Origin of the sequence: Lysobacter sp. Hz25 (assembly GCF_046097045.1) — a bacterium.
In the GTDB taxonomy this organism is placed as follows: domain Bacteria; phylum Pseudomonadota; class Gammaproteobacteria; order Xanthomonadales; family Xanthomonadaceae; genus Lysobacter; species Lysobacter antibioticus_B.
Map to the genome: position 1 here is coordinate 754019 of NZ_CP175666.1, position 16615 is coordinate 770633.

Annotated in this window: 14 protein-coding genes and 1 pseudogene; 7 read left to right on the forward strand and 8 right to left on the reverse strand. The window is 68.1% G+C overall.

Annotated elements, in window-relative coordinates; genetic code table 11:
• Positions 1-57: 57 nt before the first annotated feature.
• A complete protein-coding gene (locus ACKN61_RS03110; RefSeq protein WP_408952267.1) occupies positions 58-945 on the forward strand; it encodes an alpha/beta fold hydrolase in 888 nt (295 codons plus the stop codon).
• Positions 946-1052: 107 nt separating this feature from the next.
• Complete coding sequence (locus ACKN61_RS03115; RefSeq protein WP_408952268.1) at positions 1053-2594, forward strand: class I adenylate-forming enzyme family protein; 1542 nt, start codon at positions 1053-1055, stop codon at positions 2592-2594.
• Positions 2595-2617: 23 nt separating this feature from the next.
• On the opposite strand, the gene ACKN61_RS03120 is transcribed toward ACKN61_RS03115, so the two are convergent.
• The 4 genes from ACKN61_RS03120 to ACKN61_RS03135 form a co-directional block, all read right to left on the reverse strand.
• Positions 2618-3721 (reverse strand): acyltransferase family protein, encoded by a 1104-nt coding sequence (locus ACKN61_RS03120; protein ID WP_408952269.1) that lies wholly within the window; start codon positions 3719-3721, stop codon positions 2618-2620.
• 337 nt (positions 3722-4058) lie between these two features.
• A complete protein-coding gene (locus tag ACKN61_RS03125) occupies positions 4059-4826 on the reverse strand; it encodes a class I SAM-dependent DNA methyltransferase (protein WP_408952270.1) in 768 nt (255 codons plus the stop codon).
• A 28-nt stretch (positions 4827-4854) separates the two neighbouring features.
• Positions 4855-6063 carry a cytochrome P450 gene (locus ACKN61_RS03130; protein WP_408952271.1) on the reverse strand — a complete coding sequence of 403 codons (1209 nt, stop codon included), beginning with the start codon at positions 6061-6063 and terminating at the stop codon, positions 4855-4857.
• 16 nt (positions 6064-6079) lie between these two features.
• Complete coding sequence (locus tag ACKN61_RS03135; protein WP_408952272.1) at positions 6080-6808, reverse strand: tRNA-dependent cyclodipeptide synthase; 729 nt, start codon at positions 6806-6808, stop codon at positions 6080-6082.
• Between the two features lie 432 nt (positions 6809-7240).
• On the opposite strand from ACKN61_RS03135, the gene ACKN61_RS03140 reads away from it, so the two are divergent.
• A complete protein-coding gene (locus tag ACKN61_RS03140) occupies positions 7241-7567 on the forward strand; it encodes a DUF2834 domain-containing protein (RefSeq protein WP_408952273.1) in 327 nt (108 codons plus the stop codon).
• Positions 7568-7598: 31 nt separating this feature from the next.
• Positions 7599-7874 (forward strand): hypothetical protein, encoded by a 276-nt coding sequence (locus ACKN61_RS03145; RefSeq protein WP_408952274.1) that lies wholly within the window; start codon positions 7599-7601, stop codon positions 7872-7874.
• A gap of 93 nt (positions 7875-7967) precedes the next feature.
• Here ACKN61_RS03145 and fabV read toward each other — a convergent pair whose 3' ends face one another.
• On the reverse strand, positions 7968-9173 hold the full coding sequence (gene fabV / locus ACKN61_RS03150) for an enoyl-ACP reductase FabV (protein WP_408952275.1): 1206 nt from the start codon (positions 9171-9173) through the stop codon (positions 7968-7970).
• 552 nt (positions 9174-9725) lie between these two features.
• Between fabV and ACKN61_RS03155 the strand changes: the two are divergent.
• Both ACKN61_RS03155 and ACKN61_RS03160 read left to right on the forward strand, forming a co-directional pair.
• Positions 9726-11444: pseudogene (locus tag ACKN61_RS03155) on the forward strand (ArnT family glycosyltransferase); the annotation flags it as partial.
• Positions 11445-11760: 316 nt separating this feature from the next.
• Positions 11761-12753, forward strand: coding sequence for a glycoside hydrolase family 6 protein (locus ACKN61_RS03160; protein ID WP_408952276.1), 993 nt, complete (start codon positions 11761-11763; stop codon positions 12751-12753).
• 12 nt (positions 12754-12765) lie between these two features.
• Here the strand turns inward: ACKN61_RS03160 and ACKN61_RS03165 are convergent, their stop codons facing one another.
• Positions 12766-13755 (reverse strand): GlxA family transcriptional regulator, encoded by a 990-nt coding sequence (locus ACKN61_RS03165; protein ID WP_408952277.1) that lies wholly within the window; start codon positions 13753-13755, stop codon positions 12766-12768.
• A 120-nt stretch (positions 13756-13875) separates the two neighbouring features.
• Here ACKN61_RS03165 and ACKN61_RS03170 point away from each other — a divergent pair, with 120 nt between their 5' ends.
• On the forward strand, positions 13876-14718 hold the full coding sequence (locus tag ACKN61_RS03170; RefSeq protein ID WP_408952278.1) for a dienelactone hydrolase family protein: 843 nt from the start codon (positions 13876-13878) through the stop codon (positions 14716-14718).
• Positions 14719-14850: 132 nt separating this feature from the next.
• Here the strand turns inward: ACKN61_RS03170 and ACKN61_RS03175 are convergent, their stop codons facing one another.
• Positions 14851-15267, reverse strand: coding sequence for a DUF6006 family protein (locus ACKN61_RS03175; RefSeq protein WP_408952279.1), 417 nt, complete (start codon positions 15265-15267; stop codon positions 14851-14853).
• 239 nt (positions 15268-15506) lie between these two features.
• On the reverse strand, positions 15507-16475 hold the full coding sequence (locus ACKN61_RS03180; protein WP_408952280.1) for a LysR family transcriptional regulator: 969 nt from the start codon (positions 16473-16475) through the stop codon (positions 15507-15509).
• Between the last annotated feature and the right edge of the window lie 140 nt (positions 16476-16615).

The following is a 16615-nucleotide window of genomic DNA, read 5'->3' on the forward strand; positions in this document are numbered from 1 at the left end:
TCGGCACATGCTCGGGGGCCGACCACACTTTCGTTGGCACAGGAATCCCCACCCACCATGTCGGCCGAACCTTACGACGCACTGCATTGGCATAGCCGCGACGGACTGCGGCTGTACGCCCGCGATTATCCGGGGGCGGTCTACGCCGACGCGAGGCCGCGCTGCCCGGTGATCTGCATTCCGGGATTGACCCGCAACTCGGCCGATTTCGACGAGATCGCCACGGTGCTCGCCGCGGCCGGGCGGCGCGTGCTGGCGGTGGATCTGCGCGGCCGCGGCCGCTCGCAGTACGCCGACGACCCGTCCAGCTACAGCGCCGACCGCTATGCATTGGATATTCTCGATTTGATGGCCGCGCAATCGATCCCGCGCGCGGTCTTCATCGGCACCTCGCTCGGCGTGTGGGTGACCATGACCGTGGCGGTGAAGCAGCCGTCGGCGGTGGCGGCGGCGGTGCTCAACGACGCCGGCCCGCAGGCGCCGAAGTCGGCGCTGAAGCGGATCGCGCGCTACGCCGGCGTGCCGGTGCCGCCGATGACGCGCGAGGACGCGGCGGCCTATATCGAACGCATCGGCAGCGCCGCCTATCCGAAGTACACGCGCGCCGACTGGGCGCGGATGATCGAGCGCATGTTCCGGGTTCGCGACGACGGCCTGCTGGTGCTCGACTACGACCCGAAGATCATCCGCACGGTCAGCCCTACCAAGCTGTGGCTGCTGCGCCCGTTGATGTGGCACCTCTATCGCAAGCTCGCCGCCGGCCGGCCGATCCTGCTGCTGCGCGGCGCCTTGTCCGACATCCTCGAGGCCAAGACCGCCCGGCGCATGGCCGCGGTGTCGCCGCTGGTGCGCCTGGTCGAGGTGCCCGATGTCGGCCATGCGCCGTCCTTGTCGGAACTGGATGCCCGAATCGGCATAGAAACCCTGCTCGACGTTGCGGATTGAGATCGCGGCCCAGTTTGCGCACGTCGATGCCCTCAATCTGGGCGGGCGGCGGCGCGTACCGATCCCTCTGCCCTGACCGAGCCTTCCCGCGACACGGAGACCCTTCCATGTTGGATGCACCGCAACCGTTGCTGCCCGAAATCTTCGCCCTGCACGGCCGCTGGCGCGCGCGCTCGCCCGCGCTGGTCGCGCCGCAGCGGACCCTGGACTGGCAAAGCCTGGACCGCAGCACCAACCGCATCGCCAATGCCCTGATCGGCGCCGGTGCGCGCCACGGCGACCGCGTCGCGCTGCTGATGTCCAACTGCATCGAGATGGCCGAATTGATCGTCGGCATCATGAGGGCCGGTTGCGTCGCCGTGCCGCTCAACACCGCGATCAGCGCCGACAGCGCGGCGAGCATGTTGGCCGATTCGGGAGCCGTGTTCGTATTCGCGACGGCCGATCACGCCGCTCGCGTCGGTGCGGTCGCCGGCATCGCCCGCATCGAGGTCGTCGGCGAGGGCGCCTCGGCTACGGCCGGTTGGCGTGCGTATGCCGACTGGCTCGGCGGCGCCGACGCGCATCCGCCGACGGTGCCGGTGTCCGCGACCGACCTGTGCAACATCATCTACTCCTCGGGCACCACCGGCGAGCCGAAAGGCATCGTCCACAGTCACGGCACGCGCGTGGCCTGGGCCTACGACGCGGCCCTGGCGCTGCGTTATCACTCCGGTGCCCGCACTCTACTGGTCACCGGGTTGTACTCGAACATCACCTGGGCGGCCTTGCTCGGCACTTGGCTCAGCGGCGGCACCGTGGTGCTGCGGCATGTCTTCGACGTCGCCGACACCCTGGCGACCATCGCCCGCGAGCGCATCACCCACACCGCGATGGTGCCGGTGCAGTACCAGCGCCTGCTCGATCATCCGCAGTTCCACACGACCGACCGTTCTTCGCTGCAGGCGATCATGAGCGTGGGTTCGTCTTTGCCGCTGGCGACCAAGGCCGGCCTGATCGAGACCTGCCGTTGCGACGTGATCGAGGTCTACGGCACCACCGAAGGCATCATCACCGCGCTCGATCCGGAGGACGCCGAGAGCCATCTCTCCTCGGTCGGCAAGCCCTTGCCGGGCGTCGACCTGCTGATCCTCGACGAGCACGACCGCCCACTCGAGGCCGGCGAGGCCGGCGAAATCGTCGGCCGCAGCCGTTTCGCCATGGCGGGATATTGGCGACGGCCCGAGGCCACCGCGCAGGCCACCTGGATCGACGAGGCCGGACGCGCCTGGCTGCGCACCGGCGACATCGGCCGCCTCGACGAGGAGGGTTATCTCTACATCCTCGACCGCAAGAAGGACCTGATCATCTCCGGCGGTCAGAACATCTATCCGGCCGATATAGAAGCCGTTCTGATGCAGCACGCCGCGATCGCCGAATGCGCGGTGATCGGCGTGCCGAGCCCGGTCTGGGGCGAATCGCCGCTGGCCCTGGTGATCGTCAAGGAGGCCCAGGCCGGCGACGGCGAAGCGATCAAGCACTGGCTCAACGAGCGGGTCGGCAAACAGCAGCGGGTCGCCGCGGTCGAGATTCGCGACCACCTGCCGCGCAACCCGACCGGCAAGCTGCTCAAGCGCGAGCTGCGCGCGCCGTATTGGCCGGGTGCCTGAGACGCGGCGTCCGACCCGCCGGCTCACGCCGGTTGCGCGACCGGCGTCGGCCGAGGCTTGAACAGAAACCCGCCGATCGACTGCACGGGACGTTCGAGCCAGCGATACGAAGCGATGCCGACCGCCAGGCATAGCAGGATCGCCACGACCACCGAGGCTGCGTGCAGGCCCTGCACCTGGCCGATGGCGGTGTTGCGCCACAGCCGGCCCGTCAACGAGATTACGAACGGGTGCGCCAGGTAGATCGAGTACGAGGCGTTGCCGAGGATCAGCAGCCAGCGCGGAATGCGTACCGGGCCGGCGCTCTCCCACGCCACCGCGCCGAGGACGATGACGGTGCTGGCCGAGCCGAACACCACAGTCCGCAGCATCGGCGAAGGCTCGTGGGCACCGGCCTGGGCCAGGACGAACATGCTCGCTACGAAAGCGAACGCACCTAGCGACAGACAGGGCAGGCCGTAGCGCGCCGGCAGCCGCCGCCAGTGCAGCCCGACCAGGGCGCCGGCGATGAATTCCAGCACCATCGGGCTGGACGCGACCGTCAGCCACGGCGGCGCATCGGCGCCGGCCGTGGCGTGGACCGCCATTGCCGCGACGCCCCAACCGGCCAGAAAGGTCCCGGCGTAACGCTCCGGCAGCAGTGCGATGGCGACCGCCATGGCCAGATAGAAATACGCTTCGAAGATCAGGGTCCAACCGACCATCAGGATCGGGAGCGAGGCCTGCGGCCACAACAGGTACGAGGTCGCGATTTTGCCGTAGCCGTGCGAGGCGTCGAGGACGCCGGGCATCAGCAGCATCGGCGCGACCAACAGGCTGGTGTAGAACCAATAGGGCGGTACGATGCGCCAGGCCCGGCGCAACAGGAAGCGCCCGGCGCCTGCCGGCGAGCGGTAGCTGCCCGCGGCCACCGAGACCATGACGAAGCCCGAAATCACGAAGAACAGGTCGACGCCGCCGTAGGCGAATTCGAGCAGACTCGGCAAGATCTGCCGGCCTTGCCCGTGCAGGTCTTCCATCGAGCGCAGATGGAACAGGACGACCAACACCGCGGCGATGCCGCGCAAAGCCTGGATCGAAGAAAAGAATGCGGCCCGCGGCCGTACCGTAGTGCTGGGTTCTGTCACTGCGCCTTCTCTGAGCTGCCGATTCGCTTGCGTTCCGACAGGCCGGTCGCGCAACGCGCCGGGCCTCAGGAGACGCAAGAGCTTTCGCGTCACGCGCGAGTGGGCAGTAGAGAGGGAGCCGTCGAAGATTTCTCCGCCGCTTGAAACGGTTGAGAACTTTGAAACATTTCTTGTCGAGCGGGTTCAGTGCGGGTTTACGCACCAGCCTGGTATCGGTCTGCGACGACTCGATGCCTTGGCATGAGGGTGACGCCTCTGTTCTGGTCGCGGTTTGCGGGCACGCGGCCGCGTCGAAGAGGGGACGCGCAGGGATTACGGAATGTCCGCAATCAGGCGCTCACCGAAAGGCCTCGACGATCAGGGCATGAGGCTGCTCGAGATAGTTGTGCCAGAACTCGTCGTCCCTGACGCTGCGGCCGTTTTCCGACAGGGTCGGCAGGTGCCATTGCACGTGGTCGAAGCCGGCCTCGCGGAAGGCGCGGTCGTGGGCGTCGCGCGACCAATAAAACGCATCCAGGTCGAGCGTATGCTCGCCGAACCAGGCATGCAGGTGCACCGGTGCGCCTTCCTTGCGGCCCTGTGCGGCGGTCAAGGTCATGCCGTAATGCCGGTACCACTGCTCGTCGGTGGAGAACTCGGGGTTCAGCACCGCCGCGACGAAACGATCGCCCGGGCCGGACAAGGCTTCGAAGGCGGTGCGGCAGATCGCGGTGAGGCCTTCGCGGGATTCGGCGTACGGCAACACGTACACCGCCGTGACCAGGTCGAAACGTTCGCCCAGGTCGTCGGCGACGGTGCCCGGATCGCGCGCGGCATCGCGCCGGTGGTAGTGGATGCCGAGCGGGGCCAGGCGCTCGTGGGCACGGGCGTGACTGATCATCCCGGCCGACACGTCCATGCCGACCACGCGGCGTGCGCCGCGCTCGGCGATGGCGCGGGTGTAGAGCCCGCTGCCGCAGCCCAGGTCGAGCACGCGCAGGTCGCGGGTGTCGCCGACCACGCGCAACACGCTGTGCATTTCGATGTGGCGGCGAAACGGCATCTCGTCGATGCTGCTCTCGTAGGCATCGGCGAGCGCATCGAACTGGCTGTCCATCGTTTGCATGGGAACCTCGATAAGGTCGGTGGGCGGGTCACCAGGCGACCGGCAGGCTGACCGGCCGAATGAAGAGAATGTTTTTCTCCCAGGGAATCTCGCTGGCGGGAACGGCCAGGGTGAGGCTCGGGAACCGGGCGAACAGCAGGCGATAAGCGACTTCCAGGAACATCCGCACCAGCGCCGAGCCGAGGCAAAAGTGCGGGCCGGCGCCGAAGGTCGCGGTGCCGTCGGTCGAGCGGTGGATGTCGAATTTGGCCGGGTGCTTGTAGTACTTCGGGTCCCAGGTCACGCCGAGCATGGTGGCGCATACCGCTTCGCCGCGGCGGATCAGGGTGTCCTTGAGCGCCACGTCCTCGGTGGCCACGCGCGGCAGGCCCAGCACGCCGTTGTGGTGATAGCGCAACACTTCTTCGATCGCCTTGGGCCACAGAGTGGGATCGTCGATGCACTGCTGCAGCTGGGGGCGATGCTCCAGCAAGGTCAGCACGCCGGTCGACAGCGGCGGGATCAGCGGCTCCGAGCCGGTGACGAACAGATAGCAGACCGTGCCGACGAGTTCGTCTTCGTCGATCAAGCCTTGCGTGCGGGCTTCGATCAAGGCGCCGATGGGACCGGCGTGGCCCGGGTGCTTGCGCTTGAGGGCGATGATGTCGCGCGAGAAATCCAGGATCTTGGCCGTGGCCTGCGCGACTTCCTCCGCCGTCGCCTGATAATTGGTCTGGGTGTGGAAGTACGCCAGGTACTGCTCGCGAAAATCCACCGGCACCTGCAGCATGTCGCAACTGCTGTGCAGCGGCAGTTGGGTGGAATAGGCCTGCATCAGATCGGCCGGGTTGTCGCCGTCGGCCATGGCGTCGAGCAACTGCGTGGCATGCCGTTCGACCAGCGGACGGAACCGCTCGACGCCGGTGCGAGTGTAGAAATGCCCGATGACTCGGCGCACCCGGGTGTGATCGGGCGGGTCGAGGTTGAACAGGCCGCCGGGCACCGCGGTGAAATCCTCGCCGACGAAACGCGGCGCGCCGGAGTAGGTCAGGTCGCGCGAGAAACGTTTGTCGGTGAGGACCAGGCCGATGTCGTCCTTGTTCGTCACCATCCAGGCGCGGGTGCCGCTGGGCAGGCTGATCGGGCACACCGGCCGGTGTTTGCGCGCCCAGGCGATGGTCTCGGGCGGCGTGCCGAGCGGGCCGATAGCGAACGGATAGCTGAGAACGTCCTGGGCTTGATCGAGCGGGCTGGGCATGACGACTCTCCTGTCGCTATTCGAACGAGACGAATCCTTGGCCATCGGTCCGCGCTAGCGCAGCGTCGCTCCCGATGGACAGCGAGTGGACCAGAGAGATCGGCCGCGGGTAGGCGAAGACCGAGCTGCATACGCCGTAGATCGCCGGGCTGTCGACGAAGAAGGGCAGCTCGGCGAGCGGGTAATGCACGGCCTGTGCGAGGCGCCTCTCGTCTGGCCGCTGGCCCATGGCGCCTTCGACCGCTGTGATTGCGGCGTTGCGGCAGGCCTGGCGCACCGAGAAATCGTCGCCGTAGGTACGCCGTACCTGCTGCCGCAAGGCCAGGTAGGAGCGGTTTTCGAGCAGTCGCGTCCAACTGTGGATGCGTTGCTGCGGATGCTCGACGTCGTGGTCCTGCAGGCTGCGCAGGCTGGTGTTGCGCAGCCGCAGCAATTCGCGCCTGAGCTTGCGCGTCGCCTCGATCGGAGCGAGGCCCGCGGCGGTGAGCGTATAGATCGCCTCATAGCCCGGCAGCAGCACGTCGACCTTGCGGAAGTGCCGGCAACCCCAGGCGATCATGCGCTGGATCGCGGTGGCGCTGAAATAGCCGTTGAACGGGCTCAGTCCGATCACGACATGTTCGGCGCGTTCGAGAATATCGGCGCAGGCGTCCGTATACGGCCGCGCGCGCAAGCGGCCGCAGACGTCGTCCACGATGGGCGCGCGTTGGCGATCCGGCGTTTCGGTAACGATCGATAGCGACATGATCTCCACTCCTCCTTGAGCCGATCAGGACGATGCCATCGAAGCCGCGGCCGGCGAAGGCGGTGCATCGAACGCCGCGACCCATTCGCGATACCGGCTGCGAAGCTTGTCGACACACCGCCGAGCCGGCTTGCCTCCGGTACTCTGCGCGTCTACGGTGGCGAGCGGCGCTGCGGCAATGCAGGCCAACCCGGAAGCTCGGCCGGCACTCTACGCCGATCGGCGCTCGACGACGTTACCTCGGTCGCGTTTATGGATATCGTCGGCACTGAAGCAAAGGACTGCAAACGCCCGTCACTTTTCAATGTGCTTTGTGTCGTCAGGGGGCGCGGATGATACGCGGTGAACCTTCGTGAATGTCGTACCGAACGCGGTGAAAGTCCGTGCGGGGTACTGTGGAAAGCCGGTTCTACCGATGGGGTCAGACCATCCATGAAACTCAGACATCTGTATCTGTTGCTGTGCGTGCCCGGTCTGTTGCTGCCGTATGCGCAATTGCTGCCGTGGTTGAACGAGCACGGCCCGGACCTGCCGCGCTTGGTTGCCGAACTGTTTTCCACGCGCATCGGCGCTTTCTTCGGCATGGACGTGCTGGTGTCGGCGCTGGTGCTGTTGGTGTTTATCGCAAGCGAAGGGCGTCGCTTGGCGATGCGCCGTCCATGGGTGGCGGTCGTCGCGACCCTGCTCGTCGGCGTGTCGCTGGGGCTGCCGTTGTTTCTCTACCAGCGTCAGGCGAAACTCGATGCCGGCAGGCCCTGATCGTTCGACCCGGCCCGGTGCAGGAGGCGCAATGAGCCCGTATCCATCCGATGAGCGTTGCCCGCGGTGTGGTCTGGCCGACGCGCTGGCGCCTAAGCTGCTGTTGATCGACGAGGCCTGGGTGGCCGCGCCGGGCAAGGACCCGCGGATGGCGTATGCGGCCGATCTTCGCGTCGACGACGTCCTGCCCTCGCAGGTGCGAGAGGCGCCGTTGCAACAGTTCGTAGAGGGGTACTACTGCCGGAGCTGCGGCACGGGCTTCGTATCCGAGCAGGCGCTCAAGGCCGAGCGCCGCCGTTATAAGTGACGCGGCCTGCGGGCCGGTTCAGGCTCCGCTCCCGGCGGGAGCGGAGCGGCGCCGGGAGCGACGCCGGTGCAGCGTGATGCAACCCGCCGAGACTCAGAGCTCGATGCAGTCGAACTTCACGTCGGGGTCGACCTCGGCGTCGTAGTCGACGTCGCTGCGCTCGAAGCCGAACAGCTTGAGGAACTCGTGCTTGTAGGCGGCGTAGTCGGTGAGCTCGAACAGGTTCTCGGTGGTCACCTGCGGCCACAGCGCCTTGCAGGTGTCCTGGACGTCGTCGCGCAGTTCCCAGTCGTCCAGGCGCAGGCGATGCTCCGCGTCGGTTTCCGGCGCCTGGCCGTCCTCGCGGTAGAGGCGCTCGCGGAACAAACGGCTGAGCTGGTCGACGGTGCCTTCGTGCAGCCCCTTTTCCTTCATCACCTTGAACACCAGCGAGATGTACAGCGGCATCACCGGGATCGCCGCGCTGGCCTGGGTCACCACCGACTTCAGCACCGCCACGTTGGCGCCGCCGCCGATCTTGCGCAGGCGCGCATCCAGGCGCTGCGCGGTCAGGTCCAGGTCGACCTTGGCCTTGCCGAGCGCGCCGTGCCAGTAGATCGGCCAGGTGATCTCGGTGCCGATGTAGCTGAAGGCGACGGTGCGCGCGCCCGGCGCCAGCACGCCGGCGCGTTCGAGCGCGTCGATCCACAGTTCCCAGTCCTGCCCGCCCATCACCGTGACGGTGTCTTCGATCTCCTGCTCGGTGGCGGGCTCGACCGTGGCCTGGATGATGGTGTCCTTGTTGGTGTCGATCGCGGTGGAGACGTAGGGCTCGCCGATGGTCTTCAGCGCCGAGCGCTTGAGCTCGCCGGTATCGGGCAGCTTGCGCACCGGCGAGGCCAGCGAATACACGATCAGGTCGATCTGCCCGCCCATCTCGTTCTTGATCAGCTCGATGGCGGTGTCGCGCGCTTCATTGGAGAAGGCGTCGCCGTTGATCGACTTGCTGTACAGGCCCTCGGCCTTGGCGAACTTGTCGAACGCGGCCGAGTTGTACCAGCCGGCGGTGCCGGCCTTCTTGTCGCTGCCGGGCTTCTCGAAGAACACGCCGAGAGTGTCGGCGCCGAAGCCGAACGCGGCGGTGATGCGCGCGGCCAGGCCGTAGCCGCTGGACGCGCCGATCACCAGCACCTTCTTCGGTCCGTCCTTGCGTACGCCGCGCGCGCGCGTGGCTTCGATCTGCTCGCGTACGTTGAGCTCGCAGCCGAGCGGGTGCGTGGTGGTGCAGATGAAACCGCGAACCTTGGGGTGGATGATCAACTGGTCTACCTCGTCATCGATGGGGCGTCCGCGGCAGCGCGATGCGCGCCGCGGGCTTGAGAGTCCTGCTGTCGCGGTCGAAGGCGAGCCGTGGCGCGTCCGTCGCGAGCGGCCGTCCGGCCGCGGCCGGGCCTTGCAGCGGGGCACGGACGGGTACCGGGATGGCGCGATGCCGTCGACCGGCCATGGCGAAAAGTATGCCTCGAACGGGTGCGCTCGCCCAGCCGAGGCCGGCCGGGCGCGTGGCCGCTGTTTCCGAACGGTGGCGTATTGCGCATCATGGGCGCCGCTGCGCACGACGTGCCTGCGGCGGCCCGGGCTCCGGCATCCACCCGCCTCCGACATTCATCGGACATCGGGAATGCCAGCATCCGTCGACTGCGTCACTTGCCGGCGCACCCGGGCCGGCGCACGCGGGCGCAGGGAAGGCGCGATCGGCCTCGGTACAATGCCGGCGCTTCGCGTTGCGGGCGTTCGCGGCGGCACGACGTCGCTGCGCGACCCTGCTTCGAGACCACGCTTCGAGACCACGCCACCCTCACCGATCACGCGATGACCACGACCCTGCACAGCGCCGCGCTACATCGAGTCGCCAGACGCAACCAGACCGTCCTGTTCTGGGTGCTGGCGGTGCTGGTGCTCGGCGTCGGACTGGGCCTGCGCGATCCCTGGCCGGCCGACGAGCCGCGTTTCGCCCTCGTCGCCAAGCAGATGATCGAGAGCGGCGATTGGCTGTTCCCGCATCGCGGCCACGAGTTGTATTCGGACAAGCCGCCGTTGTTCATGTGGCTGCAGGCCGCCGCCTATCGGGTGTTCGGCGAGTGGCGCATCGCCTTCCTGCTGCCGTCGCTGCTGGCCTCGCTGGGCACGCTGTGGTGCGTGGTCGATCTCGGCCGCCGCCTGTGGACGCGTCGTGTCGGCCTGTACGCCGGCTATGCGCTGTTGTTCGCCCTGCAGTTCACCTGGCAGGCGAAGAAGGCCCAGATCGACCCGCTGGTGGTGTTCTGGATCACCCTGGCCAACTACGGTCTGCTGCGCCACGCCTTGCTGAGCGCGCGCAAGCGCGGCCCGGACTGGCCGATGTGGATGCTGGGCTGGGCGGCGGCGGGGCTGGGCACGATCAGCAAGGGCGTCGGCGCGATCGCCCTGTTGATGCTGATCCCGGCCGGCATCGCCTCGCTGCGCGGCTGGAACGCGAAGCTGCATGCCAACAGCGCGAAGTTCTGGCTCGGGCCGCTCGCCTTCGTCGCCGCCACCGGCATCTGGCTGGTGCCGCTGGCGATCGCCGCGCTCGGGCCGGACGGCGGGCAGTACACGGCCTATCTCAACGACATCCTGGTGCGCCAGACCGCCAAGCGCTACGGCGCGTCCTGGGATCACGGCCAGCCGACCTGGTACTTCCTGGAAGTGATGGCGACCATGTGGTTGCCGACCATGCTCGCCTTGCCGTGGGCGCTGCCGGCCTGGCGCCGGCGTCTGCGCCGTCGCGATGCGCGCTATCTGTTGCCGCTGGCGTGGTGGTTGCTGGTCCTGCTGTTCTTCAGCATTCCCGGCGGTAAGCGCGATATGTACATCTTGCCGGCGCTGCCGATGGTCGCGTTGGCGCTGGCGCCGTTGCTGCCGGGCTTGCTGCGCAAACCATCGGCGCAGCGCGTCGCGTTAGGTTTCACCGCGGTGTTGTCCATCGCACTGCTGCTCGGCGGCCTGGCGATGTGGTTCGGCGATCCCGGGTTCGAACGGCGCTTCGTCGCCGAGCGCTCGCTCGAGGACGTGTCCTCGGCGCTGGCCGCCAGCGTCGCCGCGGTCGGCGGTTGGGGCCTGGCCTGCCTGCTGTGGGCCGGGCGCCGACGCGCCTTCGCCGGCATGGTGGCGATGCTGACCGGCTTGTGGGTCGCGTTCGGCCTGGTCATGGCGCCGTTGCTGAACGACTCGTCGTCGGCGCGCGGCCTGATGGCCGAAGTCGGCAAGCGCATCGGCCCGACGGCCGAACTGGGCCTGGTGGCCTGGCGCGAGCAGAACCTGTTGATGGCCGACCGGCCGGTCGCCGAATTCGGCTTCAAGGCGATCTTCCCGGTGCAGATGCGGCGCGCGCTGGAGTGGCAGCGGCAGTCGCCGCAGACGCGCTGGCTGTTGGTGCAGGACATCGCGTTGGCGGCCTGCATCGACACCGCGCTCAGCCAACACCTGGGCCATGCGAACCGGCGCGGCTGGACCCTGGTGCCGGGCAGCGCGACGCTCGGTTGCACCTGGTCGAGCGCCGAGCATGCGCTGAGCATGGACTGGGACGTGTGTCTGGCGCCGGTGGTCGCCGACACCTGCAGCCTGCGCGGGCTCGCCGGAGCGGCGGGCACGAACTCCGGCCTCGGCCGCGAGCTCGGCCGCTGCGCGCGCGCCGCCGCCGTCGAAACGCTGTAGCGGCGCGCGGTCCGCAATAGCCGCAACGCGGCAAGCGTGCGCTGAGTGGCGGAACGAACGCGAGGCGGCGGTTCTGCCAGGACGGATGCACGAAAGTGTGAGGCGCTTCGGAGCGCGCGGCGGGCTTCGAAGTCACCTTCTGTGCAGTTCCAGTCAGCACGCAGGAGGCTCCATGCATCGATATTCCATGGCCGGCGCGGCGGCGGTCCGTACGCAGCGGCAGCGCCGTTTCGTCGCGGGCGTCATCGCCCTGTGTTTCGCCGCATCGGCGCCGACCGCGGCGACGGCGGCCAACCAGAGCAGCGGCTTCTATGTCGACCCGTACTCGAATCCGGCGATCTGGGTGCGCGACCATGCCGGCGATGCGCGCGCGACGCGGATCGGCAGCGCGATCGCGACGCGGCCGATGGCGCGCTGGTTCGGCAACTGGAGCGGCAACATCAATACCGCGGTGGCGAGCTTCGTCGGTGCGGCGCAGACCGCCGACAAGTTGCCGATCCTGGTCGCCTACAACATCCCCGGCCGCGATTGCGGCAGTCACTCCGGCGGCGGCGCCGGCAGTCCCGAGGCTTATCGCGCCTGGATCTCCGGCTTCGCCGCGGGCATCGGCAGCCGCCGCGCGGTGGTGGTGATCGAGCCCGACGCACTGGCCCAACTGGATTGCCTGCCCGCCGATCAGCGCACCATCCGCACCGGTTTGCTGCAGTACGCCGCGAACGAATTCAAGCTGCGCGCGCCGAATGCGCTGGTCTATCACGACGGCGGCAACGCCCGCTGGATCGGCGCCGACGAAATGGCGCGGCGCCTGAACTCGGCCGGCGTCAAAGGCATTCGCGGTTTCGCCCTGAACGTGTCGAACTACTACACCACTGCCGATTCCAATGCTTACGGCGCCGCCGTCGCCGGCGCCTTGCAGCGGCAGTTCGGCTACCCCAAGCCGTTCGTGGTCGACACCAGCCGCAACGGCAACGGCTCCAACGGCGAGTGGTGCAATCCGCCCGGCCGCAAGCTCGGCACGGTCTCGCAGAACAGCGGCAGCGGCGCGGAAATGCTGTTGTGGATCAAGGTGCCGGGCGATTCCGACGGCAACTGCGGCATCGGGCCTGGGATCCCGGCCGGGCAGTTCTCGCCCGACCTCGCGATACGCTTGATCGAGGGGCGTTGAGGGCGCAGCGCTTTAACGGGTAGGAGCGGGGTGTTGGTTCCTGCGAAACCCGCTCGGCGCGGCGCCGGTGGCCTTGCGCATCAGCCGCCGCAGCGCCGTCGCATCTTCGTAGCCGACCTGCGCCGCGACCTGCTCGATGCTCATGCGGCTGCTCTCGATCAAGCGCCGCGCGCGGTTCAAGCGCACGCTTTGAATCAAGGCCAGCGCGGTCCGGCCGGTGGCGGCGCGCACGTGCCGGGCCAGGGTTCTCGGCGACATCGCGAACTCCGAGGCGAGTTCGCTCAGGCTCGGCGGACGCGGCAGCGAGGACTCGATGCGCCGGGTCAGCCGCGCCACCAGTTCGTTGCCGCCGGCGAGCATCGACGGGATCACGAACGGCGCCTGCGCCTGGCGGCCGTCGAGCAGCAGCATCTTGGCGACGACGTCGGCCAGCGCGCCGCCGAAACGCAGGCGCAGCAACTGCAGCATCAGGTCCGATTGGGCGAACGCCGCGCCGGCGGTGCTGACCGGGCCGTCGCAGCAGACCATGCGGTCGGCGTCGACCTTGCAGTCGGGGGCGATGCGTTGCAGCTCCGCGGCCAACCACCACGAGGTGGTGGCCCGGCGCCCCTGCAGCAGGCCGGCCGCCTGCAGCAAGAACACCGCCGAGCACGAGGCGGCGACATTGCCGCCGCGCGCGGCATGGCGGCGCAGCCTTGCGATCGCATGCTGCGCATCGGCCTGGGTCAGGCGAGCGAAGAGTTGCGCAGGCTGGTCCACGCCCAGGCCCGGCACCACCCAGGTCGAGGCGTCGTTGCGCGCGCGCTTGGGTAGGGCATGAGTGTCGATGCGCAGGCCGTTGCCGAGCGTGACGCTGCCGCCGTCGGGCGACAGCACCCGCCAATTCGGTCGCGGCGTTTGCAGTCGCGGCGCGAGCGCGGCCGCGGCGCTGAGCAGGTCTAGGGTGACGGCGACGCTGCTGGCATAGGCGCCGGGCAGGATCAGGACGCTGAAATCGTGCATGGCCGGAAACGCCCGAAACATGTCCAAGCGGACACTCGAAGTCTAGCGCGTGGCGGGTTGCAATGCGGCTGAGCCGATGCCGCGCCGCGTCGGCAGCGCCCGACCAGAGGACACCCACGAATGCCGTCTGCCCCGATCAACCGCACCGATCTCGGCCAGTCCGATCCGCTCGACGACTTCGAGCCGCGCACGATTACCCTCGACGGCGTCGGCAAACGCGTGCACGTCGCCGGCATCGGGCCGGCAGTCATCGTCATGACCGAGATGCCGGGCATCAGCCCGCAGGTGGCGCGCTTCGCTCGCTGGGTCCGGGACGCGGGGTTCACCGTCTACATGCCCTCGCTGTTCGGCCGCGATGGCGCCGTGCCCGCTGTCGAGGAGAGCAAGGCGATCTTCCAGCGCGCTTGCGTCAGCGCCGAGTTTCGCGCCTTCGCAGGGCAGGGGGCCAGCCCGGTCACGCAATGGCTGCGCGCGCTGGCGCGCTTCGCGCACGGCGAATGCGGCGGCCCCGGCGTCGGGGCGATCGGCATGTGCTTCACCGGCAACTTCGCCCTGACCATGATGCTCGAACCTTCGATGTTGGCGCCGGTGTTGGCCCAGCCTTCGCTGCCGCTGGACGAACCGGCCGGGCTGGAGATCGCGCCGGAGCAACTCGCCGTGGTGCGGCAACGCCTGGAACGCGAGAACCTGACGGTCATGGCGTATCGCTTCGACGGCGACCGTTTCTGTAAGGCGCAGCGCTTCGCTGCTTACACCGAAGCGCTCGGCGAGCGCTTCGTCGCGCGGGTGCTGCCCGACAGTGCGGCCAATCGCGACGGCCTGGCACCGTTCTTCGAGCACGTGGTCGCCAGCCCGCACAGCGTGGTGACGGCGCATCTGATCGACGAAGCCGGCCAGCCGACGATCGCCGCGCGCGACGAGATTCTGGCGTTCTTTCAGCGCCGTCTGGCGGCGACGGAATGAGGAGACCGAATGAGGCGAGCGAATCGACAACAGCGAATTCGATAGCAGCGACGGCCGCCTGCGTGAATCTCGATGCAGGCGGCCGTCGAATCTTCGGCGTGCGGGGCGGCGCGGCGGACCAGTGGCCTCGGCTCAGCGCCAACACACCAGCGGATAGCGCTGACCGTTCCAGGTCGTCCATCCCTTGGTGCGGTTGCCGGTCGGTGTGGGCAGATACCAGCGATTGCCGTCGGCATGGTTGAAATACAAGCCGCCGTTGTTGCCGCGGCGCGGATTGTTCAACGAGACCCAGCGCGAACCGTTGTCGGAGAACCGACCCTTCCAGCGGGCGCCGGAGGTGTGAGTGCAGGTCTCGCCGTCGTCTTCGCAGGTGGTTTGACTGTCGTCGACGGCGCTCCATTTCATCTTGGCCGGGCGGCCGTCGATGGTGCAGTTCCAGTTGCCGCCCCACCAGCCCGAGACTTGGCTGGCGGCGACCGGGCTGCAGCCAGCGGCGGCTGCGGCTATGGCGAGGGTGGTCCAAAGTACGGCATGCAACGCGGTGTTCATGATCGGCTACTCCTGTGGCCTGGGTGAGTCGAGTTACGACCAAGCCAACGACAGTCGCCGAGAGAAGAGGCCAGGGCAGGCGCCGCCAAAAACGCAACAAATAAAGATGAACCGGTGGCTGCAAGCTGACTGGGCACGGTTGCGAGTCAGTGAACCTGGTGCGCGGCAGGTCCTGGACGGATGCCGGGCTGGCTTGCGTTATACGCGCGCGACGATCGCCGAACTGCCGGATCGCAGCATCAGCGCTTCGCCGCGACGCGCGCGCTGCTCGCCGGCTTCCTACGCGTCGGCGCGGCCATTGCCTCGACCGAATCGCGGAAGCGGGGTGCCTGCTCGCCGAGATAAGCCCACAGCCGGCTGGCGACCGGGCCATGGGGCCGGTCGCCGCGCCGCGCCGCCACCAGTTCTTCGACACTGCCGGGCAGGTAGCGGCCGGCGATCGAATGCAGGCGCCCCTCGCGCAATTCCTGTTCGATCAGGAACCGCGGCACGTGGCCCCAACCCATGCCCTGCAGGATGATGTCCTTCTTCATGAGCTGGTCGGCGACGGTGCATTGATGCGCGCCTTCGATCATGAAGTAGTCGCGTGGCGGCGAGTGGCGCGCGCTGTCGCGCATGACGCATTGGGTGAAGTCGCGCATCCGCTCGGGCTTGATCGCACGCGAGATCGGGAACGGCAGGAAATCGGCGGCGACCACCGGCACGAACGGCACCTGGCACAGGTCCATCCACTCGATGCGCGGATCGCGCTTGTCGACGCGATGCAGGATCAAGTCGGCGTCGCCGTCGAACAAACGCTCGGTGGGCCCGCTGACCGCCTCGAAATGCAGATGCAGGCGGGTGCCCGGGCAGGCGGCGAAGAAGCGGCTCAACAGGGCCAGCATCTGCGGCCGCGGGCAGAGGTCGCCGATCACCACGCGCAGTTCGCTTTCCTCGCCCATGGCCAGTTGCGCGGCATGAGTGCGCAATTCCTCCATCTCGCGCAGCAAGGCCTGGGCGCGGCGATGGAAGGACTGGCCGGCGTCGGTCGGGCGCACCCGGTAGCCGCTGCGGTCGAGCAGGTCGAAACCGAGCTGGCGCTCCAGCTTGGCGACCGCGGCGAACACCGCCGGATGCGAGCGATGCAAGGTCGCGGCCGCGGCCTGGAAGCCGCCGGCGCGGACTACGGCGTCGAAGCATTGCAGGTCGTGCAGGGTGAAGGCGCTCATGTCGGATATGACTACAAAGAATGTACGAGCTTTGTAATATCCGCCGGGATCGGCCGCAACTAGGATTCGCTCCACGGCGTCTGCCGTTGCAGGAGCGCACCGGGCTGAACGACTGCCCGCGAAGCTCACAAGCGGTCCAT